The sequence below is a fragment of the Reichenbachiella agarivorans genome, assembly GCF_025502585.1.
Classification (GTDB): domain Bacteria; phylum Bacteroidota; class Bacteroidia; order Cytophagales; family Cyclobacteriaceae; genus Reichenbachiella; species Reichenbachiella agarivorans.
Genome location: NZ_CP106679.1, coordinates 3,982,130 through 4,006,113, shown reverse-complemented (window position 1 = coordinate 4,006,113; position 23,984 = coordinate 3,982,130). Strand labels below are relative to the sequence as shown.

The 23,984-nt window shown below is 44.0% G+C and carries 19 protein-coding genes and 1 tRNA gene; 11 read left to right on the top strand and 9 right to left on the bottom strand.

Annotation, left to right across the window (positions count from 1 at the left end; genetic code table 11):
* Nucleotides 1-27 precede the first annotated feature (27 nt).
* Nucleotides 28-2,940 carry a carbohydrate-binding protein gene (locus N6H18_RS16730; protein ID WP_262309430.1) on the bottom strand — a complete coding sequence of 971 codons (2,913 nt, stop codon included), beginning with the start codon at nucleotides 2,938-2,940 and terminating at the stop codon, nucleotides 28-30.
* A gap of 213 nt (nucleotides 2,941-3,153) precedes the next feature.
* Here N6H18_RS16730 and N6H18_RS16725 point away from each other — a divergent pair, with 213 nt between their 5' ends.
* A complete protein-coding gene (locus tag N6H18_RS16725) occupies nucleotides 3,154-4,149 on the top strand; it encodes a Kelch repeat-containing protein (RefSeq protein ID WP_262309429.1) in 996 nt (331 codons plus the stop codon).
* A 223-nt stretch (nucleotides 4,150-4,372) separates the two neighbouring features.
* Here the strand turns inward: N6H18_RS16725 and galB are convergent, their stop codons facing one another.
* Nucleotides 4,373-6,796 carry a beta-galactosidase GalB gene (gene galB / locus N6H18_RS16720; protein ID WP_262309428.1) on the bottom strand — a complete coding sequence of 808 codons (2,424 nt, stop codon included), beginning with the start codon at nucleotides 6,794-6,796 and terminating at the stop codon, nucleotides 4,373-4,375.
* A 213-nt stretch (nucleotides 6,797-7,009) separates the two neighbouring features.
* On the opposite strand from galB, the gene N6H18_RS16715 reads away from it, so the two are divergent.
* Entirely contained in the window at nucleotides 7,010-7,207 is a 198-nt protein-coding gene (locus N6H18_RS16715; RefSeq protein ID WP_262309427.1) for a hypothetical protein, read from the top strand.
* 184 nt (nucleotides 7,208-7,391) lie between these two features.
* Nucleotides 7,392-8,423, top strand: coding sequence for a LacI family DNA-binding transcriptional regulator (locus N6H18_RS16710; RefSeq protein WP_262309426.1), 1,032 nt, complete (start codon nucleotides 7,392-7,394; stop codon nucleotides 8,421-8,423).
* A 66-nt stretch (nucleotides 8,424-8,489) separates the two neighbouring features.
* Here the strand turns inward: N6H18_RS16710 and N6H18_RS16705 are convergent, their stop codons facing one another.
* The gene (locus N6H18_RS16705; RefSeq protein WP_262309425.1) at nucleotides 8,490-9,380 is read right to left on the bottom strand and encodes a family 16 glycosylhydrolase; all 891 of its coding nucleotides are present in this window, start codon (nucleotides 9,378-9,380) and stop codon (nucleotides 8,490-8,492) included.
* Between the two features lie 201 nt (nucleotides 9,381-9,581).
* Here N6H18_RS16705 and N6H18_RS16700 point away from each other — a divergent pair, with 201 nt between their 5' ends.
* The 7 genes from N6H18_RS16700 to N6H18_RS16670 are packed head-to-tail and all read left to right on the top strand — an operon-like array spanning nucleotide 9,582 to nucleotide 17,038.
* The gene (locus tag N6H18_RS16700; RefSeq protein WP_262309424.1) at nucleotides 9,582-10,595 is read left to right on the top strand and encodes a zinc-binding alcohol dehydrogenase family protein; all 1,014 of its coding nucleotides are present in this window, start codon (nucleotides 9,582-9,584) and stop codon (nucleotides 10,593-10,595) included.
* Between the two features lie 12 nt (nucleotides 10,596-10,607).
* On the top strand, nucleotides 10,608-12,260 hold the full coding sequence (locus N6H18_RS16695) for a UxaA family hydrolase (RefSeq protein WP_262309423.1): 1,653 nt from the start codon (nucleotides 10,608-10,610) through the stop codon (nucleotides 12,258-12,260).
* 15 nt (nucleotides 12,261-12,275) lie between these two features.
* Nucleotides 12,276-13,715, top strand: coding sequence for a tagaturonate reductase (locus N6H18_RS16690; RefSeq protein WP_262309422.1), 1,440 nt, complete (start codon nucleotides 12,276-12,278; stop codon nucleotides 13,713-13,715).
* The gene (locus N6H18_RS16685; RefSeq protein ID WP_262309421.1) at nucleotides 13,712-14,542 is read left to right on the top strand and encodes an amidohydrolase family protein; all 831 of its coding nucleotides are present in this window, start codon (nucleotides 13,712-13,714) and stop codon (nucleotides 14,540-14,542) included. Before N6H18_RS16690 ends, N6H18_RS16685 begins: the two co-directional genes overlap by 4 nt.
* A 10-nt stretch (nucleotides 14,543-14,552) precedes the next feature.
* Nucleotides 14,553-15,347 carry an SDR family oxidoreductase gene (locus tag N6H18_RS16680; RefSeq protein WP_262309420.1) on the top strand — a complete coding sequence of 265 codons (795 nt, stop codon included), beginning with the start codon at nucleotides 14,553-14,555 and terminating at the stop codon, nucleotides 15,345-15,347.
* Between the two features lie 28 nt (nucleotides 15,348-15,375).
* On the top strand, nucleotides 15,376-16,689 hold the full coding sequence (gene fucP / locus N6H18_RS16675; RefSeq protein WP_262309419.1) for an L-fucose:H+ symporter permease: 1,314 nt from the start codon (nucleotides 15,376-15,378) through the stop codon (nucleotides 16,687-16,689).
* Between the two features lies 1 nt (nucleotide 16,690).
* The gene (locus N6H18_RS16670; protein WP_262309418.1) at nucleotides 16,691-17,038 is read left to right on the top strand and encodes an L-rhamnose mutarotase; all 348 of its coding nucleotides are present in this window, start codon (nucleotides 16,691-16,693) and stop codon (nucleotides 17,036-17,038) included.
* A gap of 71 nt (nucleotides 17,039-17,109) precedes the next feature.
* On the opposite strand, the gene N6H18_RS18830 is transcribed toward N6H18_RS16670, so the two are convergent.
* Both N6H18_RS18830 and N6H18_RS16665 read right to left on the bottom strand, forming a co-directional pair.
* Nucleotides 17,110-17,328 carry an ISAon1 family transposase N-terminal region protein gene (locus N6H18_RS18830; protein ID WP_456103423.1) on the bottom strand — a complete coding sequence of 73 codons (219 nt, stop codon included), beginning with the start codon at nucleotides 17,326-17,328 and terminating at the stop codon, nucleotides 17,110-17,112.
* Nucleotides 17,329-17,464: 136 nt separating this feature from the next.
* Nucleotides 17,465-17,538 (bottom strand) — tRNA-Asp (locus N6H18_RS16665).
* A 297-nt stretch (nucleotides 17,539-17,835) separates the two neighbouring features.
* Between N6H18_RS16665 and N6H18_RS16660 the strand changes: the two genes are divergently transcribed.
* Nucleotides 17,836-19,635, top strand: coding sequence for an acyl-CoA dehydrogenase (locus N6H18_RS16660; protein ID WP_262309417.1), 1,800 nt, complete (start codon nucleotides 17,836-17,838; stop codon nucleotides 19,633-19,635).
* A 262-nt stretch (nucleotides 19,636-19,897) separates the two neighbouring features.
* On the opposite strand, the gene N6H18_RS16655 is transcribed toward N6H18_RS16660, so the two are convergent.
* The 4 genes from N6H18_RS16655 to N6H18_RS16640 are packed head-to-tail and all read right to left on the bottom strand — an operon-like array spanning nucleotide 19,898 to nucleotide 23,966.
* Nucleotides 19,898-20,140: a hypothetical protein gene (locus N6H18_RS16655; RefSeq protein WP_262309416.1), complete on the bottom strand. Its 243-nt coding sequence runs from the start codon at nucleotides 20,138-20,140 to the stop codon at nucleotides 19,898-19,900.
* 33 nt (nucleotides 20,141-20,173) lie between these two features.
* The gene (locus tag N6H18_RS16650) at nucleotides 20,174-21,460 is read right to left on the bottom strand and encodes a response regulator (protein WP_262309415.1); all 1,287 of its coding nucleotides are present in this window, start codon (nucleotides 21,458-21,460) and stop codon (nucleotides 20,174-20,176) included.
* A gap of 16 nt (nucleotides 21,461-21,476) precedes the next feature.
* Nucleotides 21,477-23,378, bottom strand: coding sequence for a sensor histidine kinase (locus N6H18_RS16645; RefSeq protein WP_262309414.1), 1,902 nt, complete (start codon nucleotides 23,376-23,378; stop codon nucleotides 21,477-21,479).
* Nucleotides 23,379-23,417: 39 nt separating this feature from the next.
* The gene (locus tag N6H18_RS16640; RefSeq protein ID WP_262309413.1) at nucleotides 23,418-23,966 is read right to left on the bottom strand and encodes a hypothetical protein; all 549 of its coding nucleotides are present in this window, start codon (nucleotides 23,964-23,966) and stop codon (nucleotides 23,418-23,420) included.
* Between the last annotated feature and the right edge of the window lie 18 nt (nucleotides 23,967-23,984).

Genomic DNA, 23,984 nt, shown 5'->3' with positions numbered 1-23,984 from the left:
GTGAAGGGTTGGCTGATAGTTTCTGGGTTATTCTAGGATTAGTTTTCTAGTGATCAAACCATAGCTGCTTTGAATGTGCAATAGATAGAGACCAGGTTGGGGAAGGAGTTGTCTCTGTATGCTTAGGGTATTATTTTCTATTTCTTGTTTGTATGCCAAACGACCGTTTATGTCATAGATGCTGAGCGTACTGGGTTCGTTGTGGTTGAGTTGTATGTTGAGTACATCTTCATCGAGCGGATTGGGATACACGCTGATATCTCTGGGTTCATCTTCCTTTGATACGATAGCTATTCTTGTACCATTTTGAGCTTGCCAGGCGGCCCAGCTGTTGAGGTTTATCCCTCCACTGATCACTTCAAAACGAACCAGATGCAGTCCACTGGTCACATGCACGTCTCTGAGATGATGGGTGGTGTAGCTTTGCCAGCCACCTGTTGCTGTTAGGTTTTTAGTGCCTGTTACATCTACTCCATCAATCAAGAGTCGATATTGTGCACCACCATTGAGTGATGCCAGACGTGGAAAGAAATCATAGTTTTGAGTCACGGTGAAGTTGACTGTATATTCTAGCCATTCTCCAGTATTCATCCAGCCGATGTTGTACCCACCGTCCGTATCACTGCAGGCTTCTATATCCACACCGTCGGTTCTGTACTGATTGCCTTGATTACTTGCATCCGTATCATGGTAGGCAACACCTTCTCCTCCTACATCATAGTTCTCCGCTTGTACTGTGCCAGGCACAGTAGCAGCAGTACCGCTGTAGGGAGTTTGAATGGCAGGAGCTGTTACCGTGATGTTGTTGGCTTGATCTGTATCTAGTGCAGTGGTCCAGTTGCCGTTGGTCGGTCTGATGCTGGTTTTGATTACATAGCCTGATCCAGGACTAGGGGCAGTAGTCAGGTTTACATTTACCGCAGTTATGCCACTGCCAGCATTGACTACTGTTTTGCCTTGGGCCAACCAACCAGTAGATGACCAAAACTCTACGATCAGATCACGAGTCGTACTTGCAGCGTAGCTCACCTCAAAACTCAAGGAAGTGTTGGATTCGATAGTGCTAGGAGGATTGACGAAACCGATATCGTCATTGACACTTACGGCTTGATCGTACTTGTTGACCTCCAGTATCATAGAACTGACATGTCCACCTCCGTCAGGAAATTTGACCGTGATGCTGTTGTTGCTCTGAATCAAATTCATAGGCACAGGGATGTCAATAGTTCCAAAGAAGTCATCTCTATTGGCTTGGTCATAGCCTTTCCAATTGGACGGTACACTTACGGTAGTGCCGTTGACTTTTACTTCAGGTGCTTTGGATTTGTCGTGTTTGCGCCCAATCCCCATGTGAAGCACTGCAGTGCCTGTGCCTGTTGTCACGTTGTTGAATGTGAAGCTGATAGCAGTATTGGCATTGATGCTTTGGAGATGTTTGCTCGTATAGTATTTCTTGCTTCGAATCACATTGTCGAAGCTGATGTTGTTGCTGTAGCTGTACTCCAACACGACGGTTTCTCCTCCAAGTAGGGTCATACTGGATGGTGCATTGCCCTGATTGGTGATGCTCATATTGGGCATGCTTTGGTCGTATATTTTCAGACTTTTGATTTTGACATTTTGTAGACCTGAGATTTGTTGTGCAAAGTTGAGGTTGATCGTCTCCTGACCTTCGTCCAGATTGTTGAGAGCCACATAGAGTTTGTTGCCGTTGACAAAACCTTGTACCTGGATATCGGGATTGTTACTGGATACATATGTGCGTGTACCTGCTACGTCTTTCCACAGTTCGTAGAAGTGAATGCGTGGTGTGTATTCCCAACTAGCGGGATTAGGTTGTCCAATATTGGTTGGTTTGAAGAGTGCTGCTTGGTAGGGCTGGTAGTTATTGGCAGCCGTGATGTGCCATTCTGCTTTGCCTGTGATGAATGGGATCGAAATTGCCATTTTATTTTCTCTCTCCAGTAGATTGAAAAGGATATGATTGATCGAGCGTACAGTTTGTATGCTGGCTATATCGGAGTAGTTGTCGCCATATCCCTGCTCGATGGCGCCATATTCGGAGATAGCGTGAGGTTTCACGGTACCCCATTTGGTGTAGCTGTAGGTTTCTATGAGGTCGAGGATAGCCTCTGAGTTGCTTCCCGACCGCTTATTGTCCTGACCAGATACATTGACTCCATCATACAGATGCGTAGCAAAGGCGTCCATATTGGCACCCGCTACATCCATAAACATCTTCATGTTTTCGTCCCAATGACCGAAATTATTCAACTCCAAGGAAGGCCAAGCGGAAGAGTAACCCAGAATTTTCATATTGGACAGCTCTGGTGTAGCATGAAACTTGGAACCTACCGCATCAAAGAGTTGTGCCATTTGCAGTTTGATGCGATCGTTCTCGCTGTTGCTCCATGGACCACTGTAAAAGTCCTTGGCGTGTACAAAGGGCTCATTCATTGGTTCGAAAAATTCAGGTCGACCCGAAGCATCTACAAAATCCAAGTAATACTCTGCTGCCCAATCTGCCGCAGTTTGTACATTGATACCATCGACGAAGACTGCTGCTGGATGTTCAGTAGCTATATAGCGACTGACATTACGTGTGCCAGATCCTCCAGATTTGGGGGCGGGATAGCTACCTACAGCATTGCCTTTGCTATTGGAGTAGGAGAAAGGTCCCCAAAAACTACGACCTTTTCCTACATTATAGTTGCTGTAAAAGGTATTATGGTCACTATCTGTACTGATAGAGTGTAGATTGAAATATTTGGTTCTATCCAGCTGAGAGACATTGCCAACGTAGCGTTGTACTTTGGGAGATATGTTGACGCTGGTTTGTGAAAATGATAGTGTGGTGATGAAGAACAAGGTCAAAGTGACCCACATTCTTTTGGATAGGATTATTCCTTCCATCCGTGTTTTGATGTAATCGTGTTTCATAATCATAGTTGTTTGTTAACCATCTGTTATTCAGATGAATGATGTTAATTTAGGACTTGTGGATAGATTTCGTGGGGGTGGTACTGTTGATGATTGAGGGGAAGGATTTTTAATTGAGAATATCTATTGTCCAAATGGTTTTCTGTGTGATACAAATCGTTGTATGGGAATACAGGAGTACTTTTTTGTTCCTAAATGTCTAATATTGATCTCATGAATAAGAATAGAAAAGTGATGTTTGGAGTAGGGGTAATCATTGCCTTTTGTACACTTGCATATCCATCGGCTGGACAGTGGCATGCGCTAGAGACTATCGGTCAAGCTACTCCAAGGCATGAGTCAGGATTGGTGATTTTTTCTGGTAATCTCTACTTGATAGGTGGGCGAGGAGTCAAGCCTGTCGAGGTTTTAGATTTAGAAACCAATGAATGGACACAAAAGCAACCTACTCCTATCGAAATGCATCATATCACACCAGTAGTGGTGGGAGACAAAATCTATGTTGTCGGCGGTCTTACCGGTGGATATCCTAAGGAGCAACCAATCGGCCAGGTGTATGTGTACGACCCAGTCACAGATCAGTGGAATACAATATTCGAAATCCCCAAAGAACGCCAGCGAGGCGCAGGTGGTGTAGTAGTGGATGGAGATAACATCTATTTGGTCAACGGAATCACCTATGGTCATACCAGTGGAACTAATGCCATGATGGATGTATATCATGTATCTAGCAATACCTGGGAGAGCTTGCCCGATGTGCCTCATATCCGTGATCATAGTACTGCAGCCATTGTAAATCATAAACTCTATGCGCTTGGAGGAAGAAATACCAGCCATCATGAAGAAGGCAATTTTATGGCTTTCTTTCAGGCGGTAGTCACCGAGGTGGATGTGTATGATCTAAAAAGTGGTCAATGGTCGACGCTCTCCACTGAGCTGCCTATTCCATCTGCAGGAGCAGGGATAGCAGCATGGAAAAAAGGGTTGATCTATGTAGGTGGAGAAACAGGAGATAACCCAGCTAGAAATGAAGCCTACTATCTGGATGCTAGGAAAGAAAGCTGGGAAGCACTGCCAAAACTCAACCAAGGCCGACATGGTACGAATGCTGCTATCGTTGATGACAAGCTCTACATCGGCGCAGGCAGTGGCAACAGAGGCGGTGGCCCAGAGTTGAATAGTGTGGAGGTGCTTGGGTTGAAAAAGTAGATATTCTCTATTTTATTTCTGGATGGTAGAAGGTCCAATGACTGTCTGATCATTGTTGTAAAGTTGGAAGACGCCCGTTTTATATTCGTGGCGATCATATTTTGCACATGAAGGGAGGCAGAGATCAGAAAGACCAATAGAAAAGGGATGTAATTTGAATAGTGATAAGGAGGAAAACCCACAACAATAAATGTTGTGGGTTTTGAAGCATAATTGTGAGTTCTTAAAACGATTGAATAGTGCTTTCTGCCATTGGCAAGCCCTCTGCACTGGCTTTGATTTTGATTTCTCCGTTTTTACCATTTTGAGACTGTACGATCAGCATCATTTGTCCGCTGAAGGCTTCCATCTTGTCTCCTTTGAAGCTCAGTAGACATCTGGGGTCTCCATTGCCTACAGCGGCGATTTTGCCTGCACCATCAACTTCAAAGTGGATCATGTGAGAAGCATCTGGTACCAGATTGCCTTCTTCGTCTCTAACACTCACCGTGATGAATGACAAATCTTTGCCGTCGGCTGTGATCTCCTGGCGATCAGGACTCAGCTGGATTTGGGCAGCGGTTCCAGCCGTGTTGACAGACTTTCTGGCGACTTCTTTGCCGTCTTTGTAAGCCACTACTTCCAATGTGCCTGGCTCGTAGGGAACAGACCAGCTCAGTCTGTATGGACTCATATAGGTTCCTTTCTCAAAAAAGTGAAATTCGGCGGGAATAGGTGTTTTGTCTTTTCCTTTCACTTTTTTACCCATGGACTTGCCGTTGACGAAGAGCTCTACTTCCTGAGCATTGGTGTAGGCATAGATAGGAATTTCTTCTCCCTCTTTTCCTTCCCAGTTCCAGTGAGGCAAAACATGTACCATCGGCGTTTCTGTCCACTGGCTCTGGTAGAGATAGTAGCGATCCTTGGGCAGGCCAGTGAGATCTATCGGCGCAAAGTAAGACGAGTGAGACGGCCAGTCGTCATTCCAGTAGCCATTGGTAGAGTTGTCACGACCGCCATAGGGAGTAGGCTCTCCCAGATAGTCAAAACCCGTCCACATAAACTCGCCCAGCGAATGCGGATTGAGCTCTTGTTGCTCAAACTCTACATCTGGTGGGTATGCCCACGGAGGTCCCACGGTCCCGTCATAGCTGGAAACTTGACCTGTTTCTTTGACTACATCAGCTTGGATAGGTAGGTGGTAGATTCCTCGGCTACTCGTTTGGGAGGAGGTTTCTGAGCCATATAGGATCATATCAGGGTACTGTTCTCTTAACTCTTTGAGCTGTAGAGGCCAGTAGTTGAGCCCTACTACGTCGACTTGAAACGCCAACTGGTTCTTGTAGGGTGCAGGATAGTAGTTGAACCCTATGGTGGTTTTACGACTAGGGTCTTCGTCGTGGCAAATATCTGAGAGGTGCTTGGTAAGTTTCCAACCGTCTTTTTGCGACTGCTCTAGGATTTCATTGCCAATGCTCCACATGACGACAGAGGGGTGGTTGCGGTCACGTTTGATCATATCTCTTAGATCACGTTCGTGCCATTCGTCGAAAAGGAGGTTGTAACCATTTTCTACTTTGCCCATCTGCCACTCATCGAAGGCTTCCACGATCACCACGACACCTTTTTTGTCGCAGATATCGAGTAGCTCAGGCGATGGAGGGTTGTGGCTAGTACGAATGGCATTGACCCCCATATTTTGGAGGATTTCGACTTGTCGCTCGGTTGCTCTGTAGTTGACCGCAGCACCCAGTGGGCCGAGATCGTGGTGCATACACACGCCGTTGAGCTGCAGACGCTCGCCGTTGACCAGCAGACCGTCATTGACGGTCACTTCGATGGTACGTATGCCGAATGGGGACTCGTATCGATCGATCACCTGGTCATCATCTAGCACTTCAGACACTAGCGTATAAAGATATGGGGCATCAGGCTGCCAGCGATTGGGGCTTTTGACGCTCAATTCTGTATCTATGATGGCTGTTGTGATAGCCTGAGTTTGTGTGGCGATGGTCTGATCTTGAGCGTCGATGATCGTAGTTCTGAGTTGTGCCTCAGTAGCTTTTGAGCCATTTATTTTGGTTTCAATCTTGATGTGTGCTTGCTCATCGCTGATCTCTGGCGTGGTGATGTAGGTACCCCACTGCGCGATATGTGTAGTTTCGTTGTATTTGATCCTAACATTTCTGTATAGACCTGCTCCAGGATACCATCTAGAGCTCAGATCTTTGGGGTTGAGGCGTACGGCGATTACGTTTTCTTTTCCGAATCGGATATGATCCGTGATGTCAAATTCAAAACCGATATAGCCAAATGGGCGATTGCCAACCAACTGGCCGTTGACCCAGACGTAGGCATCGTTCATCGCTCCGTCAAATTCGATGGAGATACGTTTGTTGTTCATATCTGCTGGTACGTCGAAGTGTTTGCGATACCAACCCATGCCAGTCACGGGTAGACCTCCAGTACGGGCGTTGTGCTGGCGGTCGAAGGGGCCTGCGATCGCCCAGTCGTGGGGCAGTGTGACGGCATCCCAGTTGTGGTCGTCAAAATCGAAGTTTTGTGCTTCTAGTTCGGCTTTTTTGAATAGCCACTCTTCGTTGAATGCCTGATCGGGCAGGTATTTGTTTTGTTCTTTTTCACCACAGGCTATCAGAAGACAGACCACGCAGAGAAATAATAAGTTTTTAGTCCTCAGTACCATAATTTAATCTCAATAATTGTTTTCTCAAAACTAAAACCATTTAGAAATGCAAGCAGGTTGCAAACGCATGCATTTGCGGGTGTCATGGGAAAGGATTGTGTTGAATATGAGGGGGGAATTGTTATTTGCTCTACTTGGTGCCAATTTTTGATATGCTGATGTGGATGCTTATTTTGTATGGGGAGAGTCATGCGAGATGTGGATATGGCAGCTTGGAGCATCAAGGGCTGGTACGACTATGTGCATCTGGTTGCGGTCATTCGCTATTTGGAAGATGATCTACCCAGCAGGAAGATCGGCTATCAGATCGGTCATGAGAGTTTTGAAAAGCTAGAGAAAACCTCATGTGCGCCGTACGATACCATTTGGTTATAGTTAAAGAACCTGTAATCCCTATCCAGACCCTGAACATTCATAGCAGTGTTGAGTTTGTTGCTAATAGCGAGCATTTGTCAGTTGAACTAGCTGGAATGGACAGGGACTGTTTATCTTTGTGATGGGAGAGGAAAGTATAAAGTGCTGATACGCTGATTTAGTGATCCCAAATCTCAAATCCAACATGCATAAAAGACGCATCAATATCAAAGACATAGCCAAGGCACTGGGAGTGTCTCCATCGACTGTGTCACGAGCTTTGAGCAATCAAGGGAGGGTAAGCAAGAAAACCAAGGCATCCATTATGGCATTTGCTGAGAAGTGGGGCTATCGACCCAACCCTTTCGCCCGAAATCTACAGAAGAAAAAATCTGGATTGATAGGACTGATCCTGCCAGAGTTTACTCATCACTATTTTGCCAAGGTGCTATCAGGTATCAATCAAGTAATCAATCAGAGCGAGTATCATTTGATCATCAATGTGCATGAGGGAAGTGTGGAGAAGGAAAAGGAGATTGTACAGGTACTGAGTGAAATGCATGTGGATGGTGTGTTGGCTTCCTATGCCCGCGAGACTGACAATTTTGAGCACTATTTGTCGCTCTTGGAAGAGGAGATTCCTTTGGTCTTTATAGACAGGATGTGTGAGGATTTAGATGCTTCCTATGTAATCAGCGACGATTTCGACGGTAGTCGTTTAGCTATTGATCATTTGGTAGCATCAGGGGCTAGTCGGGTAGTATATCTCTCTGGTCCAGATCGTTTGTCTACTACATTTACCCGCCTCACAGGATACAAAGAAGCAATGAAAAAACGTGGCTTGCCCCATCCAGACCATTGGGTATTGTCTACCAATAATGAGGATTGGCATGTGAAATTAGAGAGTCTTATCAGGGAGGATAAAATAGATGGAGTACTGGCTTATAGTGACTATTTAGCATTCGATGCAGTGCAGGTGATTCAGAGGCTGGGCAAAAAAGTGCCGGAGGAAATAGCCGTCGTGGGTTTCGCAGATGAGCCAGTGGCAAGCTATATGACTCCCCGTCTTACCTCAGTACAGCAGCCAGCTTTTCTAATGGGGCAAAGGGCAGCGGGGATTTTACTCGAAGAGTTAAGAAATCCCTCACAGCCTGTTTCTTCTATTGTGTTGCCCAATCAGTTAATTGCAAGGGATTCAACTGTGCATGGTGATGCTCGGTTTTATAAAATAGGATGACATCTACCTCATTTGTTCTCTTTGGAAGGAAATTTTATGAAATGCCCCCTTCAGTTTTCAATCAGCCTATTCTTTCGTCCAGACTCGCATGTACTTGATATGAAACTCTCTATCTGTTCGCTCATCGGGCAATGCGCCAAACCATTTGTTGGATTCATTGTTGATGTTGATTTCTAGTGGCTGGTGCCAGTGGGTGTTTTTGGCTTCTCTGAATAGCACGCCATCTATGTAGAACCTGATCACTTCTTCGTTCCATTCCAGTCCCCAGACATGATAGTCTTGTTGGAGCTCTATGGGTAGGTAGTAGGTTTTCGAGCGCATGAAATGCTCCTTGACGTCCCCATGCTCTGGTGGGGCACGAAATACGTGTATGTTGGAGTGAAGATCGTGGGAGTTTTCAATCACACCAGGGTCGTTTTCACAGATGTCAATTTCTGTCCACCAGTCTTTGCTCACATTCGTGACCCAAAAGCCTGATACCCATGGTGCGTCCATCAGTTTCATCTCGGCTTCCAGATAGCCATATTTTAACCGCTTTTTGGATTTGATGAATCCTGCCGTGTGGGTGTATCCTTCGGGTAGTTCTTCATCGCCATGTTGGTTGATTTTTAAAACCAACTCTCCTTTTCTCAAGCTGACGTTCGAGCCATGAAAGTAAGTAGGTTGACGTCCCTTCCATCCGGGATTGTTGGGATGCCATCGGTCGGTATCCAATTTTCGTCCTTCAAATTCATCCGAAAGTTCCTTGTTGAGTTTCCACCCATCTGTATTGCTTTGATCCGATAAGGGATACTGTTGGTTCACTCTCAGAGGGGCAGAGGCAAGATCGACCGTGTCAGTATAGTAGCCAGCAGGTTTGGTCGGAGGGTTGCTGTTGTCGTCTTCGTCCTGAGCGTATAGCGATAGCCAGGGCAGTACCAATAGTAAAAGGGCGAATAGTTTTTTTCGATAGTTCATGCGCTTATGGTTTTATTAAAACCCAAAGTTGAATCATCTCGATAGCAGTCAAGTATTCTATTTATTCTGAAAGTTTCTCTATTCTGTAGCTGTCTGACAACAGGGTTGTCTTCCATTTTTTGCGCAAGCGTTTGCTCACCTGCTTTTCCTCTTGATCCCGAATTTTTGTGTTTTACTATCAAAGAAGAAACAGAATTAGATATGAAATACATCGTGTGCACAGAGCCAGGTAAGTTTGAGCTCAAAGAAAAAGAGACACCTGTGCGTAAGAGGGGTGAAGCATTGCTCAAGATCAATAAAGTAGGGATCTGTGGAACCGATCTGCATGCCTATGCAGGCAATCAGGCCTTCTTTACTTATCCTAGGATTTTAGGACACGAGTTAGCCTCTAGCGTGTTGGAGATTGATGACAATCCTCAAGGTATCAAAGCAGGAGATGGCGTGATCGTGATGCCCTACGTGAGTTGTGGAGAGTGTGTGGCATGTAGGTCTGGCAAGACCAATTGTTGTTCCAATATCAGTGTATTGGGTGTGCATGGCGATGGCGGCATGCAGGAACAGATCACTGTGCCAGCCAATATCTTGCTACCAGCAGGAGAACTTAATGACGATGAAATGGCGATTGTAGAGCCACTGGCTATAGGTGCACATGCCATTCGAAGAGCGAATGTACAGCCTGGTGAAACAGTAGTGGTGATCGGATGTGGACCCATAGGAATCGGAATGATGAAGCTCGCACAGATCGCTGGTGCTCAGGTGATCGCCATAGACATGAATGACGACAGACTGAAATATGCCAAGGAAGAAATCGGCGTAGATCACGTAGTGAATGTGACCAATAACCCTGTAGAGAAAGTGGCTGAGATCACAGGTGGTGATCTAGCTACTGCAGTATTTGATGCGACAGGACACAAAGGAGCATTGGAATCAGGTCCAGACTATATGGCGCATGGAGGTAGGTATGTACTGGTGGGATTATCTAAAGGGGAATTGACTTTCGTTCATCCCAAAATCCACGCAAAAGAGACAACCATCATGTGTAGTAGAAATGCTACAACTGAGGATTTCGAGTATGTAGTGAAGGTGCTGAGTAGTGGCAAGTTCCCTACGAAGTCTTTCATTACGCATAGTGTGGAGTACGGCGACATGATCGCAAACTTCGATAGCTGGCTCAAGCCTGAGACGGGTGTCATCAAAGCAATGGTTAATTTTTAAGAGTAAGGAGATATGTCAAATAGATATGTACGTATAGATCCTCGTGACAACTTGATCGTAGCGATTCAGGATTTAAAAAATGGGGAAGAAATATTGCTTGCAGGTACTCAACTGGTACTTAAAGAAGATATTCAAGCCAAACACAAATTTGCTCTTCATGATCTGGCTGACGGGGATCCAGTTTACATGTACGGGGTGTTGGTCGGTAGAGCTACCACTGCTATTGAGCAAGGGAGAGCCATTACCGTTCAAAACATGAAGCATGCCTCTGCTGAATACTCTGGTAAGAGGGAAAAGCCACATTGGATCGGTCCAGATGTGAGCAAATGGAAGGGACGTACCTTCAATGGTTACCATCGTGCAGATGGCAAAGTTGGTACAGGCAATTACTGGATTGTATTTGCACTTACCTTTTGCGAAAACCGCAATCTCGACGTACTTAAAGTTGCCTTGACAGAATCTCTCGGTTATCAAACTGAAAAGGACTATATAGTCAATACCGAGCAGTTGGTCAAATTGATGCGCAATGGAGGGGGAGAGGAAGAAATCCTGCGTGCCGAAATCATCAAGAGTCAGGAAGAAATAGTGAAGAACCGTGTATTTCCTAATGTAGACGGGATCAAAATCCTACGTCATGAAGGAGGATGTGGAGGTACACGTGCCGACTCAGAAGTACTCTGCAACTTGCTGGCAGGGTATCTGACCAACCCTAACGTGGCAGGAGCCACTGTACTGAGTCTGGGTTGTCAAAATGCCCAAATAGAGGTGCTAGAAAATGCCATCAAGAAGAAAGACCCGAATTTCTCCAAGCCGCTACACATTTTGGAGCAGCAGCAGAGCAAGAGTGAGCGTTCGTTTATAGAAGGTGCAGTGAAGATGACCTTCTTGGGGCTACAAGAGGCCAATAAAATAGAAAGGAAACCTGCTCCACTGAGCAAGTTGGTTCTCGGACTGGAATGTGGAGGTTCAGACGGCTTCTCTGGTATCTCTGCCAATCCAGCATTGGGCTATGCCTCAGATATATTGGCAGCATTGGGCGGTTCGCCGGTGCTAAGTGAGTTCCCAGAACTCAATGGAGTAGAGCAGGAACTGATCGATAGATGCGTAGAAGATCATGACGCAGAGAAATTTTCCGCTCTGATGAAGGCTTATGGAGATAAGGCCATCGCAGTGGGATCTGGGTTTGAAAGTAATCCATCCCCAGGTAATATCAAGGATGGTCTGATCACTGATGCTATGAAGTCTGCAGGTGCGGCTAAGAAAGGCGGTACTTCACCTATCACTGAGGTTTTGGATTATACAGAATCCGTCACCAAACCAGGTCTAAATTTGCTTTGCACGCCAGGTAATGATGTAGAAAGTACCACAGGACTAGCAGGATCAGGTTGCAACCTGATCGTATTCACCACTGGACTGGGTACACCTACTGGTAATCCGGTCGTACCGGTAGTGAAGCTGTCCAGTAACAATAAGTTGTCTGAGAAAATGAAAGACGTGATAGATGTCAATGCGGGCACGGTGATCAGTGGAGAGGATACCATAGAGTCCAAGGGAGAAGAGTTGTTTGAGTACTTGATACAAGTGGCCAGTGGTGAAGTGGTACCGCACGCTGTACGCCTTGGGCACGATGACTTTATCCCATGGAAACGAGATATCTCACTCTAGTCAACAATCAACACAATGAAAAAACTAAATAGATTAACACATAATACCCAAACCTATACCGAGCGCATCCTTCAATTCGGAGAAGGGAATTTTCTCCGTGCCTTTGCCGACTGGATGATTCATCAGATGAACCAAAAGGTAGACTTTGATGCAGGAGTGGTGGCCGTACAACCCATCGACAAAGGACTAATCCAGATGCTCAATGAGCAAGATGGATTGTACACTGTATATATCAATGGTATCAAGGACGGTCAGGCAGTCAGTGAGCACGAAGTGGTCGATTGTATCCAGCGTGGACTGGATCCCTATACTCAGTGGGAAGAATACATGGCTTTGGCCGAAAGCCCTGACTTGAGATTTGTCTTGTCCAATACGACTGAGGCAGGTATCGCCTATCACGACAACAATAGCATGAACGATGCACCGCCGAGTAGTTTTCCTGCCAAGGTGACACTGCTGCTTCATCGCAGATATGAGACTTTTGATGGTGCAACTGACAAGGGCTTGATTTTCATCCCCTGCGAACTGATAGACCGCAATGGGGACAATTTGAAGCGTATCATTTTGCAATATGCAGAAGAGTGGGGCCTGTCAGTGGAATTTAAGGATTGGGTAGAAAAGCATAACATTTTTGCCAATACATTGGTGGATCGTATAGTACCAGGCTATCCGAAAGACAAGATGGAAGCGATCACTGAGGAGTTGGGTTATCAGGATCAGTTGGTTGTAGAGGGCGAGAAGTTTCACCTTTGGGTGATCGAGGGGCCTGAGCAGATTCAGAAGGAATTCCCAGCGGAGGCTTGTAATTTGAATGTAATATTTACAGACAATATGGAGCCTTATCGCACCAGAAAAGTACGTATCCTCAACGGTGCCCACACTACGATGGTGCCTGTGGCATACCTCTATGGGATCGAATATGTGCGAGAATCCGTGGAGGACGAGGTTTTCGGTCCATGGATACGTCAGGCGATCTTTGAAGAAATATGCCCAACACTCGATCTGCCAGAGGAGGAATTGAAGTCCTTTGCATGCGATGTACTGGATCGTTTTAGGAATCCCTATCTTATGCATGCCCTTATGAGTATCTCTCTCAATTCGGTTTCCAAATTCAAGACACGTGTGTTGCCTTCACTCCTTGAATATGTCGAGCGAAAAGGGAAATTGCCAGAGAAGTTGTGCGTTTCACTGGCTGCACTCATCGCCTTTTATAGAGGAGAAGTGGCAGGCAAAGTGATCCAGCGCAACGATGACCAGACCGTCATCGATTTTGCAGACCAGGCATGGGCAAGCTACAGCGATGCTGCTTCGATAGGCGAAGTAGTCAAAGCATTCCTTAGCCAGACTGACTTCTGGGGACAGGATTTGACTGTTGTGACAGGTTTGACAGACGCAGTGGCTGCTAATCTCACGGTTATATTGGACGGAAACATCAAAAAACTGATTACCCAATGAGAATAGATTCGCATCAGCATTTTTGGAAGTATGATCCGACCAAACATGCCTGGATTGATGACAGTATGTCTGTGATCCAAGACGATTTTTTTCCTTCCGATCTTAGGGATTTACTCCAGCAAAATCGACTGGATGGTACAGTAGCAGTACAAGCCGATCAAACGGAGGCTGAGACGGAGTTTTTGCTGGACTTGGCACTTAAGTATGATTACGTGAAAGCGGTAGTAGGGTGGGTTGATTTGCAAGCCGAAAATGTGGCAGAACGATTGGCTCACTATGCCAAAAACAAAAAATTCGTTGGCGTACGACATGTTGTGCAGGAAGAGCCTGACCCTGAATTTATGCTCGGAGCTAATTTCCAGAGAGGATTGACACAGTTGAAGGATCATGGTTTGACTTATGATATTCTGATTTTCCCTACGCAGATGAAGGCGGCACTCGAAACGATTGAGCGACATCCTGAGCAACCCTTTGTGATCGATCACATTGCAAAGCCATATATCAAAGAAGGAAAGATCGATGAATGGATCGATTATATGCGAAAGATGGCAGCTCATGAAAATGTGATGTGCAAACTCTCAGGCATGGTGACTGAAGCTGATTGGACGGGATGGAAATATGAGGATTTTGTGCCTTATCTCGATGTGGTCGTTGAGGCTTTTGGTGTAGATCGACTCATGTATGGATCGGACTGGCCAGTATGTTTGCTGGGAGGATCTTACGACAAGGTGAAGTCACTGGTTGATCGGTACTTTGAAGGATATTCTCAGGCTGATCAAGATAAAATTTATGGAGACAACGCCGTGAGATTTTACGGTATAAAATGAAGCACGAAAAATGGATTTGAAATTAAAAGATAAAGTAGTAGTGATCACAGGTGGCGCTGGTATGAAGGGCAGCATTGGTGAGACTATCTTGAGTCAACTGGTGACCGAGGGAGCAATCCCAGCCATCGTAGACCGTAATATGCGTGGCGAGGCTTATGTGAAAGAACTACAGGACAAAGGGGTGGATGCTCTTTTTGTAGCGACCGATCTGACCATACCTGAGCAGATTGAAACTGCTATCAAGAAGGTCGTTGATAAGTACGGCCGCATCGATGTACTGATCAACAATGTAGGGGTCAATGATGGGGTAAGTTTGGAAGCTCCTCTGGAAGCCTTTATGGATTCGCTTAAGCTCAACATGATCAGTTACTTCTTGATGACCAAACACTGTCTCCCATGGCTGAAAGAGTCGAAGGGAAACATCCTAAACATAGGTTCCAAGGTGGGTTACACAGGTCAGGGAGGGACATCTGGGTATGCAGCTTCGAAGGGCGGTGTGTTGGCCCTAACTCGCGAGTGGGCAGTGGATCTAATCCAGTATGGTATCAGGGTCAATTGCCTCATAATTGCTGAGAGCTATACACCTGCATATGAAGATTGGATCAAGACCCTCAAAGATGGTGAACAAAAATTAAACTCGATCAAAGAGAAGGTGCCGTTGGGCAATCGGATGACAGAGCCTTTTGAAATCGCAAACCAGACATTATTTACCATATCGGCGCTCTCTTCTCATACGACTGGTCAGCACATATTTGTGGATGGTGGCTATGTACACTTGGATAGGGCTTTGCTGTCTGCACATTAATTGAAATTTCACTGATAGACTAAATGATATGAAAAAGATACCCGTAGTATCGAGAGATTACCTATTCGCTTTTATAATTATTACTTCGCTATTTGCGCTGTGGGGGATCGCCAATGATCTGACCAATCCGATGGTGTCGGCCTTCAAAAAAGTGATGCCAGAGTTATCCAATACGCATGCCTCATTGGTGCAGTTCGCATTTTACTTCGGCTATTTCTTCATGGCCTTGCCAGCGGCATTGTTCATCCGAAAATTTAGCTACAAAGCAGGGATCATTCTAGGGCTTTCTTTTTATGCTGTAGGAGCATTTTTGTTCTATCCCGCAGCACAGCTAGAAAGTTTTGATTTTTATCTGATCTCACTTTGGGTCATTACTTGTGGGCTTTCTTTTTTAGAGACAACGTCCAATCCACTCGTGTTGGCTTTGGGAGATAAAGAAACCGCCACACGCAGACTCAACTTGGCACAGGCATTTAATCCGATAGGCTCGCTTACGGGGATGCTAATGGCGCAGGTATTGGTGATGGAATCATTGCGTTCCTCTGTCTATACGCCAGAGAGTTACGATCTGCTAAGTTCAGCGGACAAAGCTGCCATTAGAATCAACGATCTGGGGGTGATTAGCTTGCCTTATATAGGCTTAGGCGTAGTTGTCCTTGTGATACTAATTATTGTGATCTTAACTAAAATTCCTGCACATGGAGAGCAACAGCGTATGGGACTCAAAGAGTCATTTTCCACCCTGTTTCAAAACAAACGCTATGTGCTCGGTGTGGTAGCGCAGATGTTTTACGTAGGAGCGCAGATTATGTGCTGGACATATATCTATCAATATGTTGATCACTTGAATACCACCTTGCCAGCACATGAGCAAATTACCGCCACCTGGTACAACATGGCCGCTATGATCTTGTTTCTGCTAGGTAGGTGGATTGGTACAGCTTTGATGAAGCGAGTTGTCCCAGCTCAACTGCTCAATATGTTCGGTATAGCAGGCGTAGTGTGTTTGTTAGTAACCATACTGGCAGGTGGTATGCCAGGCCTCTATGCACTGGTGTTGACCTCTATGTTTATGTCGATCATGTTTCCTACGATCTACGGCATTGCGCTCAAGGACATGGGAGACGAAGCGAAAATAGGGTCTGCTGGCTTGGTGATGGCTATCGTAGGTGGGTCATTTGGCCCGCTGCTATTCGGTACGATTCTGGACATGGGAGGGTCTGGACTCGCAGATGTCGATGTTTTGGGCTGGATACCAGAGATCAGTTTTGCCTTTGTTGTCCCTATGGTATGTCTGGCAGTAGTAGCCATGTACGGCAATTTCTCAAAAGAAAATAACTAATATGAATCAAAACAAACGCTTTTGTTTGGCGCTGGATCTGAAGGATGATCCAGCACTAATCAAAAAATACAAAGAGTACCATTGGTCTGGCCAAGCATGGCCAGAAATCACTGATAGTATCAAGTCAGCGGGTATTAGCGATATGCAAATCTACTGTACTGGCAACCGTCTCTTCATGATTATGGAGGTGGACGAAACTTTCGATCCCAAAAAGAAGGCCGAAATGGATGTAAATAACCCCAAGGTACAAGAGTGGGAGAGGCTAATGGATCAGTTTCAAATCCCACTGCCTTGGGCAGAAGATGGACAAAAGTGGGTGCCGATGGATAAAATTTTTCAGTTGGCTTAAACCAGAAATTTGGATTGGTTCATTGATTCGGAAAAGTTTAGAAATGAACTTACAACTTACAGGCTTGTAATCTAGGAGTTCCGTTTTAAGAGAAGCGCGAACTCCTCAGTCTTCCGCGTGCTATTTTTGACCATTTTCCAATCCCTTCTTACATTCTTACCGGTGTCTTCATTGAGCCGTTTCTGCGTTTCACCTTCAAGTAACAGGGCTTTGCCACGGACTGGAAAATCCTGAATTGTAACCTCATCATAAAAGCCCTTGGAAGTCAACTTATTCCCTTTAAAATGCAGAATTCTTTCTGTTTAGATTATCCAAAATTTATGCATGAATTTACCAATCCCCCAACTTTACTGACTGATCCTCCTTTATTAAGGACTGTTTCCTTTAAAATAAAAAAGCTTGCTAGTGTAAACTAGCAAGCTTTTGCGGAGCGGACGGGACTCGAACCCGCGACCTCCTGCGTGACAGGCAGGCATTCTAACCAGCTGAACTACCGCTCCTTGGTGCATTTGTGAGTGTTATTTCCCTCAATTGCGATGCAAAACTAGGCGCATTATCGTTACAATCCAATACCTGTATGAGAATATTTTATAAAAAATTTAGCTAATCATGAGAGCTTAATTGTTGTGTATTGATATAGAGTAGTTTATGTTTTTTCTTAGGTAAAAATATTTTTAAAAATACTTTTGAATAGAGACAATAGAGTCAGAGAAAGTAGATTCTTGCAGGTGAATAGATATATTACATTGTCTTTTGTTAAATTCAATACTTTAAAATCATCATAAGCAGAGCAAATCATGTCGCAGTTTTATTCTCGTAGAAATCTGGAGTTTTTAATGACCGAAGTCTTCAAGATAGAAGAAGTCCTGAAATTGGATGTTTACAAAGGGCATGATTTGGATAGCATTCGGATGACGCTAGATGCGGCAGACCAGTTTGCTGAGAGAGAGTTGTATCCATTTTTTAGAGAGATGGATCAAATAGAGCCAAAGTTGGATCAGGGAAAGGTCAAGGTACACCCTCAGGTAAGGGCGATTATGAAGAAGTATGGAGAGGGAGGCTGGATCTCCGCTTCTGCAGGAGATGAGTTTGGAGGGATGAATCTTCCTATTATGGTTTCTTCTGCCAGCAATTTCATTTTTGGGGCGGCCAATTTCTCAGCCAGTGTTTATCCTCAGCTGTCTATGGGTGCCGCACGATTGATTGAGACCTATGGCTCGGATTACCTCAAGGAAACCTTTGTGCCCAATTTATACAGTGGTGTATGGCAAGGAACCATGGCTATGACTGAGCCAGATGCGGGCAGTTCCTTGTCTGATTTGAAAACAAAAGCTGTGTCTATCGACGATGAAAACGATCTCTATAGAATCACAGGTCAAAAAATATTCATCTCTGCTGGTGATCACGATGGTGTAGGCAATGTGATTCACTTGGTGTTGGCTCGAATTGAAGGTGCTCCTGAAGGTGTAAAGGGGCTTTCTCTCTTTATTGTACCACAAAAAATGACCAACGAGGAAGACAAGGTCGTACTGAATGATGTGAAGACGACTGGGTTGTATCACAAGATGGGATATAAAGGTACGCCAATCGTACATTTGTCGTTTGGAGAGCAGGATCGTTGTTATGGTCATTTGTTAGGCGAGCCCAACGAAGGCTTGTCTCAGATGTTTCAAATGATGAATGAGGCAAGGATAGGAGTGGGGTTAAGTGCCACGGCAATTGCTTCATCGGCCTACTATGCCTCTCTCAACTATGCCAAGGAAAGAGTGCAGGGTAGAAAACCAGATGAAAAGAACCCAAATACTCCCCAAATACCTATTGTCGAACATGCAGATGTGAAGCGAATGCTATTGCAGCAGAAAGCTATGGTAGAGGGCTCATTGTCGCTTTTGCTGAACTGTTCCTATTATGCAGACATGGCTAAGGCGGGGACACAGGATGTCAAAGAAATTTACCGACTCACTTTAGATCTTTTGACACCTGTAGCCAAAACTTATCCAAGCGAAAACGGTATGCTGGCCACTTCTAATGCCATCCAAATTTTCGGCGGAGCAGGTTATTGTAGAGATTTCCCAGTAGAGCAGTATTATCGGGATATGAAAATACATACCCTGCACGAGGGGACCAGTGGTATCCATGGGATGGATTTATTAGGTAGAAAAATCATCATGGGTGGAGGGATCGCTTTTAGAGCCTTTACAGAAGAGGTGTCTAAGACAATCAAAAAGGTAAAGATGGAAATACTGGAATTGACCAGGTATGCCGAAAAACTCAATGATGCTTTGTTTAGACTTCAAAATGTTACGATGAGATTGTCAACGATGGCTATGAAGGAAAAGAAGGAAGTGTTTTTGATGGATGCTACGCTGTATCTCGAACTATTCGGTATCATAGCAGTGGGGTGGCAATGGTTGTTGCAGGCCATCCCTAGCCAGATCGCAATCAATGAAAATAGAGGGGATGAATTCTACGAAAGCAAATTGTACACCATGCGCTATTATTTCGAATATGAATTGCCTAAATCTGAATCGCTCATTACCAGACTAAATAGTGCAGATAAACTTTTGATCGAGGTATCAAAGGATCATCTGATCTAGATAGTCTTGTAGCGCACGATTCTAGTCCTTTTCTTCCTTGCATGTTTTTGGTGATTGTATCTGTAGAATATCCTGTTTTTTGGCTTGACTACTGATACTCTGTTGGAAGCTATTTTATGGGTACAGGATGAAAATCCCAGACTGGATAGAACAAGAATAGCAACGAGGACATAGGTAGAAATACTCTTTTTCTGGATGGAGAATAAAAAAAGCTTCGAGGAGAAGCTTACATTATTTGATATGTTGGATATCAATTTCTTCATTATTGGATTTTATCCATGACTTCCTGAGGAAAAGTAATGTTGTAGAGTGCATTCAGTGCTCCTGAGAACAATTTGAATTCCTCCTCCTGAAATAATCTGTCTGGCGCTGGTTCTTCTAGTTCATCCAGTTCAAATCCTTTTTCCCTCAATTGAGGAAGGATTTTGATAATGATCCTTTGCCAAGCCAGTGGTGTAATGTTGCTGTTACACCAATTTTTTAATGTGATTACCTTTATCTTCATACACTCCTCCTCTTAATTTACAAATATCCCACTTTATATTCGTATTCCCATGATCATAATGTCATCGGTCTGTTTTTCATCACCGATCCAATCTGTCAGGGTCTTTTCCAAAATTGCCTTTTGTTCATCCATGGGTTTATCCATGTTTTGCTCCAGACACTCTGTCAACCTTGCAGCACTAAATTTCTTGTTTCCTGGACCTCCAAATTGATCTGGGAATCCATCCGAAAACATGTAGAATGAGGTTTCACCTTCTTCAAAATCCACTACATGCTTCTTATAACCTCTTTCTTCATCTACGAATCCACCAATTGAAATTCTCTCTCCTTTGATGGTCTCTATTTTGCCATCTTTGGTATAGAGCAGGTTTTGTTTCGCACCGGCGAAATGAACCTGGCTCTTTGCTCGATCTATGACCAAGATGCTCGCATCCATGCCGTGATGGTTTTCGTTTTCAGATTGATTGAGAATCTCTATGATTCCGATGTTGAGGTTTTCAAGAATCTCATCTACATCTGTGATTTCATGCTCGTGTACGATTTGGTTCAAAAGTGACTCCCCGATCATACTCATCAAGGCACCTGCTACACCATGTCCAGTACAGTCCACGCATGCAATACAGGTGACTGCATCCCCATCTTCGTTTTCAATCTCGGCTATCCAATAAAAGTCACCACTTACAATATCAAGTGGTTTGAATATCAAGAAGAAATCTGAAAACGCCTCTTTGATCAACTCTGGAGAGACCAGCATGGCATTTTGAATGGTCATGGCGTATTTGATACTGTCCATGAGTCTTTTGTTGACTTCCGCTAGCTCTTTGGTTCTGGTTTCTACTTTTTCTTCTAGACTTGAGTTTGCTTTTTCTAGCTCTCGGATCAAGTTGATTTTGTCACTTTTCAGTTCGTATGCTTCCAAAGCCTTGTCTATCGTCAGTTTCATCTCACCTTTGTCCCAAGGTTTTGTGATGTATTTGTAGATACCACATTTGTTGACAGCTTTGACGATTGCTTCAATATCTGCAAAACCTGTTAGGATCATTCTGATGACATCTGGGAACTCCGGCAGTACGCGTTCTAATAGCTCCGTACCTGTCATTTCTGGCATTTTCTGATCTGTGATCAGACATTGAATGTCATTGGTTCGGAGCATTTCTATCGCCTCATTGCCGCCCATGGCAGTGAGTACATTGTATTCTCTTTTGAAAGCCATACGAAATATTCGAAGATTGCTTTCTTCATCATCCACATATAGGATGGTGTATTTGTCTCTTCGATTTGGAGCTTTTTGCTCCGCTACCATTTCTTCGTTTTGCTCCATTTTAATTTCTAATCAATTATGCTTGTTGAGATTGAGAAACCTTACCCTGATTTTTCTTTTCTGCCAGATGTTTTGGGATCAAAATAGAAAACTCAGTTCCTTTTCCTTCTTCACTATTTACATAGATGTTGCCACCATGTTTTTCAATGATTCCAAAGGTAATTGACATTCCTAGTCCTGTGCCAATCCCTACGGGTTTAGTTGTAAAGAAAGGTTCAAATATTCTTCGTTTGACTTGTTCGGACATTCCTGCTCCATTGTCTTTGATTTTGATCATCAAGTGCTGATCTTGATTTTCGGTATAGATTTGGATTTCTCCATCTTTTCTTTCCTCAGGTATGGCCTGTATGGCGTTGCTAATGATATTCATAAATACCTGATTGAGCTGCCCTGGATAACAGTTGATTTCCTCAATGTCCTCATCATAGTACTTTTTGACGTTAATGATGTTTTTGGTTTTATTTCTTAACAGAGTCAAAGTAGCATCCAGCGATTCGTTCATGTTGGCTGGCTTCATTTCTTCCTCGTCTAGTCTAGAGAATACCCTTAGGCCTTTGACGATTTCAATCGTTCTTACAGCCCCTTTCTTGATATCGGCTACCAGTTCTTTTACATCTTCTAGTAGGTCCTCGAACCCATATTCCTCTTTCAACGCCTTGATTTCTTCGATCGCAGCATTGTAATCTTCACTATCTTCTAGTTCTCCATATTTTTTGATGATGATCATCAAGTCATCCAGGGATACTTTAAGTGTATCGATACCATTGTACACGAAGTTGATCGGGTTGTTGATCTCGTGTGCGATACCAGCGGTAAGCTGTCCCAGAGAGGCCATCTTTTCAGATTGTACCAACTGAGATTGTGTGCTTTTTAGGTTATTGAGTGTATTGGTAAGTTCGTTCTTACTGCTTTTTTCATGTTCGAGAGACATCTTCAACTGATTCTCTGTGATCATCAGTTTTTCAGTAGCTTCTAATTGTTCTTCTGCAATGTTTCTCATGCGCTCTTCTGAGTATTTTACTCTGTCGTAGGCTTTTCTGAGTTCTTCTTGTACTCGAATCAATTTTTCGTTGACCTCTATTTGCTTTCGAGAACTTTTGAGAATCTCTTGCTCAGATAGTTTGAGTTTTTTGTTTCGTTGTTCCAAGGCACGTTGAGAGAGGATAAGTCGCTCGTTGGCTTCTAGTTGCCTTTCAGCACTGCGCCTGAGGTGCTCTTCTGATTTTTGCAATTTGACGAATGCTTCGTTTGCCGTCAAGAAGTTTTTGTAAGCCAAGTTTACTGCTGGGCGGAATACGAATGAAGCTTGCAATAGTATGACTCCTATGATGATGGCAGTGATGATATAGCCCATGGACGAAGAGCCAGCTTTGTTTTCGTAGGCTTCTTCTTCATACCTGTCTGCGATTTCATTTGCTTTGTCGGTGAATTTTTTCTGTTGATCAGAGATGTTGATAATTGCTCGGTTGATGATTAGGGCCTTGTCTTCAGGGCTGTCTTCAAATGCCACATTGTAGATTTCAAGTGCAGCATCTCGCACTTCTTTGTAGAATACCTCTGACTCTGTCAGCAATGCAATAATTTGATCAGAATTATCTACATTATTGATTCCCAAATCTCTGTCGCCTTTGGTGAGTGCATTTTGAATCTGTGTGAATTCGTCTATTGATTTTTTGAGTCGTCTTTTGACAATCGTAAAGTTCTTGTCACTCTCTTGAATTCTATCTGTACTCATGAGAAGAGAGTTTTTTGCAATGTCTTCACTCAACGTAGCTTGGCGTTGTGCGAGTTTCACAAGTCGCGCATCATTTTTGTTGACTCGAATGGTACTTTGAACTAAAAATTGACCTATGAAAAGTCCGATAATTATCAATATCAAGGTCAACACATACGATCTAATCAGATTGTCCTTTTTCATTTTTCTAAATTTTAGTTACAGGTAGGTGTTGATTCATAATTACTTCCCCTCTACATAAGATAAATTACTCTTATTGGCCACACCTTGATTTTTCTGTGCAGAACTCGTATTGCCCAATATCTTGTTTTTGGTTTGTTTCAGGAAGTATTTTTCTAGACCTCCTTCAAAGAATTTCAAAATCATAGCAATAATAAGCAGTAGTGCCAATCCTAAATAATCACCACCTACATAGTCTTGTATGACTGGCGAGAGGAATTGCTCCTCCGCTACGAACACTACTATGGCTATGACGAACATGATTCTAGAAGCTTTTTTACCAACTGTCATTTTGTCTAGTTGGTCGATGGTGACTTCTAATTCAGAGTTTTTCTTTTGAATTTCCGAGTTTTGGCTTTTAATTTTTTGGTTGGCGTGATCCAGCTTCTTCTGTAGTCTGTCGCTGATTCTAGTGATCACTTTACTTTGATCCAATAGATCCTTGTAGTTGACTGCTATACCAACAGCATCCTCCATACTCAGATCCTTGTTCTTTACCTTGCCGACATAGTCTGACAAAATCTTCTGCTCCTCGTGGTAAAGTTCTTTCATGTTTATTTTAATTGAAAG

Coding starts and splice junctions, on each gene's coding strand:
- N6H18_RS16655 (WP_262309416.1), bottom strand. CDS start 20,140: ATGAAGATAAAGGTAATCACATTAAAAAATTGGTGTAACAGCAACATT.
- N6H18_RS16715 (WP_262309427.1), top strand. CDS start 7,010: ATGGGGAGAGTCATGCGAGATGTGGATATGGCAGCTTGGAGCATCAAG.
- N6H18_RS16660 (WP_262309417.1), top strand. CDS start 17,836: ATGTCGCAGTTTTATTCTCGTAGAAATCTGGAGTTTTTAATGACCGAA.
- N6H18_RS16730 (WP_262309430.1), bottom strand. CDS start 2,940: ATGAAACACGATTACATCAAAACACGGATGGAAGGAATAATCCTATCC.
- N6H18_RS16680 (WP_262309420.1), top strand. CDS start 14,553: ATGGATTTGAAATTAAAAGATAAAGTAGTAGTGATCACAGGTGGCGCT.
- N6H18_RS16640 (WP_262309413.1), bottom strand. CDS start 23,966: ATGAAAGAACTTTACCACGAGGAGCAGAAGATTTTGTCAGACTATGTC.
- N6H18_RS16725 (WP_262309429.1), top strand. CDS start 3,154: ATGAATAAGAATAGAAAAGTGATGTTTGGAGTAGGGGTAATCATTGCC.
- N6H18_RS16645 (WP_262309414.1), bottom strand. CDS start 23,378: ATGAAAAAGGACAATCTGATTAGATCGTATGTGTTGACCTTGATATTG.
- N6H18_RS16685 (WP_262309421.1), top strand. CDS start 13,712: ATGAGAATAGATTCGCATCAGCATTTTTGGAAGTATGATCCGACCAAA.
- N6H18_RS16695 (WP_262309423.1), top strand. CDS start 10,608: ATGTCAAATAGATATGTACGTATAGATCCTCGTGACAACTTGATCGTA.
- N6H18_RS16705 (WP_262309425.1), bottom strand. CDS start 9,380: ATGAACTATCGAAAAAAACTATTCGCCCTTTTACTATTGGTACTGCCC.
- fucP (WP_262309419.1), top strand. CDS start 15,376: ATGAAAAAGATACCCGTAGTATCGAGAGATTACCTATTCGCTTTTATA.
- N6H18_RS16650 (WP_262309415.1), bottom strand. CDS start 21,460: ATGGAGCAAAACGAAGAAATGGTAGCGGAGCAAAAAGCTCCAAATCGA.
- N6H18_RS16700 (WP_262309424.1), top strand. CDS start 9,582: ATGAAATACATCGTGTGCACAGAGCCAGGTAAGTTTGAGCTCAAAGAA.
- N6H18_RS16710 (WP_262309426.1), top strand. CDS start 7,392: ATGCATAAAAGACGCATCAATATCAAAGACATAGCCAAGGCACTGGGA.
- N6H18_RS16690 (WP_262309422.1), top strand. CDS start 12,276: ATGAAAAAACTAAATAGATTAACACATAATACCCAAACCTATACCGAG.
- N6H18_RS16670 (WP_262309418.1), top strand. CDS start 16,691: ATGAATCAAAACAAACGCTTTTGTTTGGCGCTGGATCTGAAGGATGAT.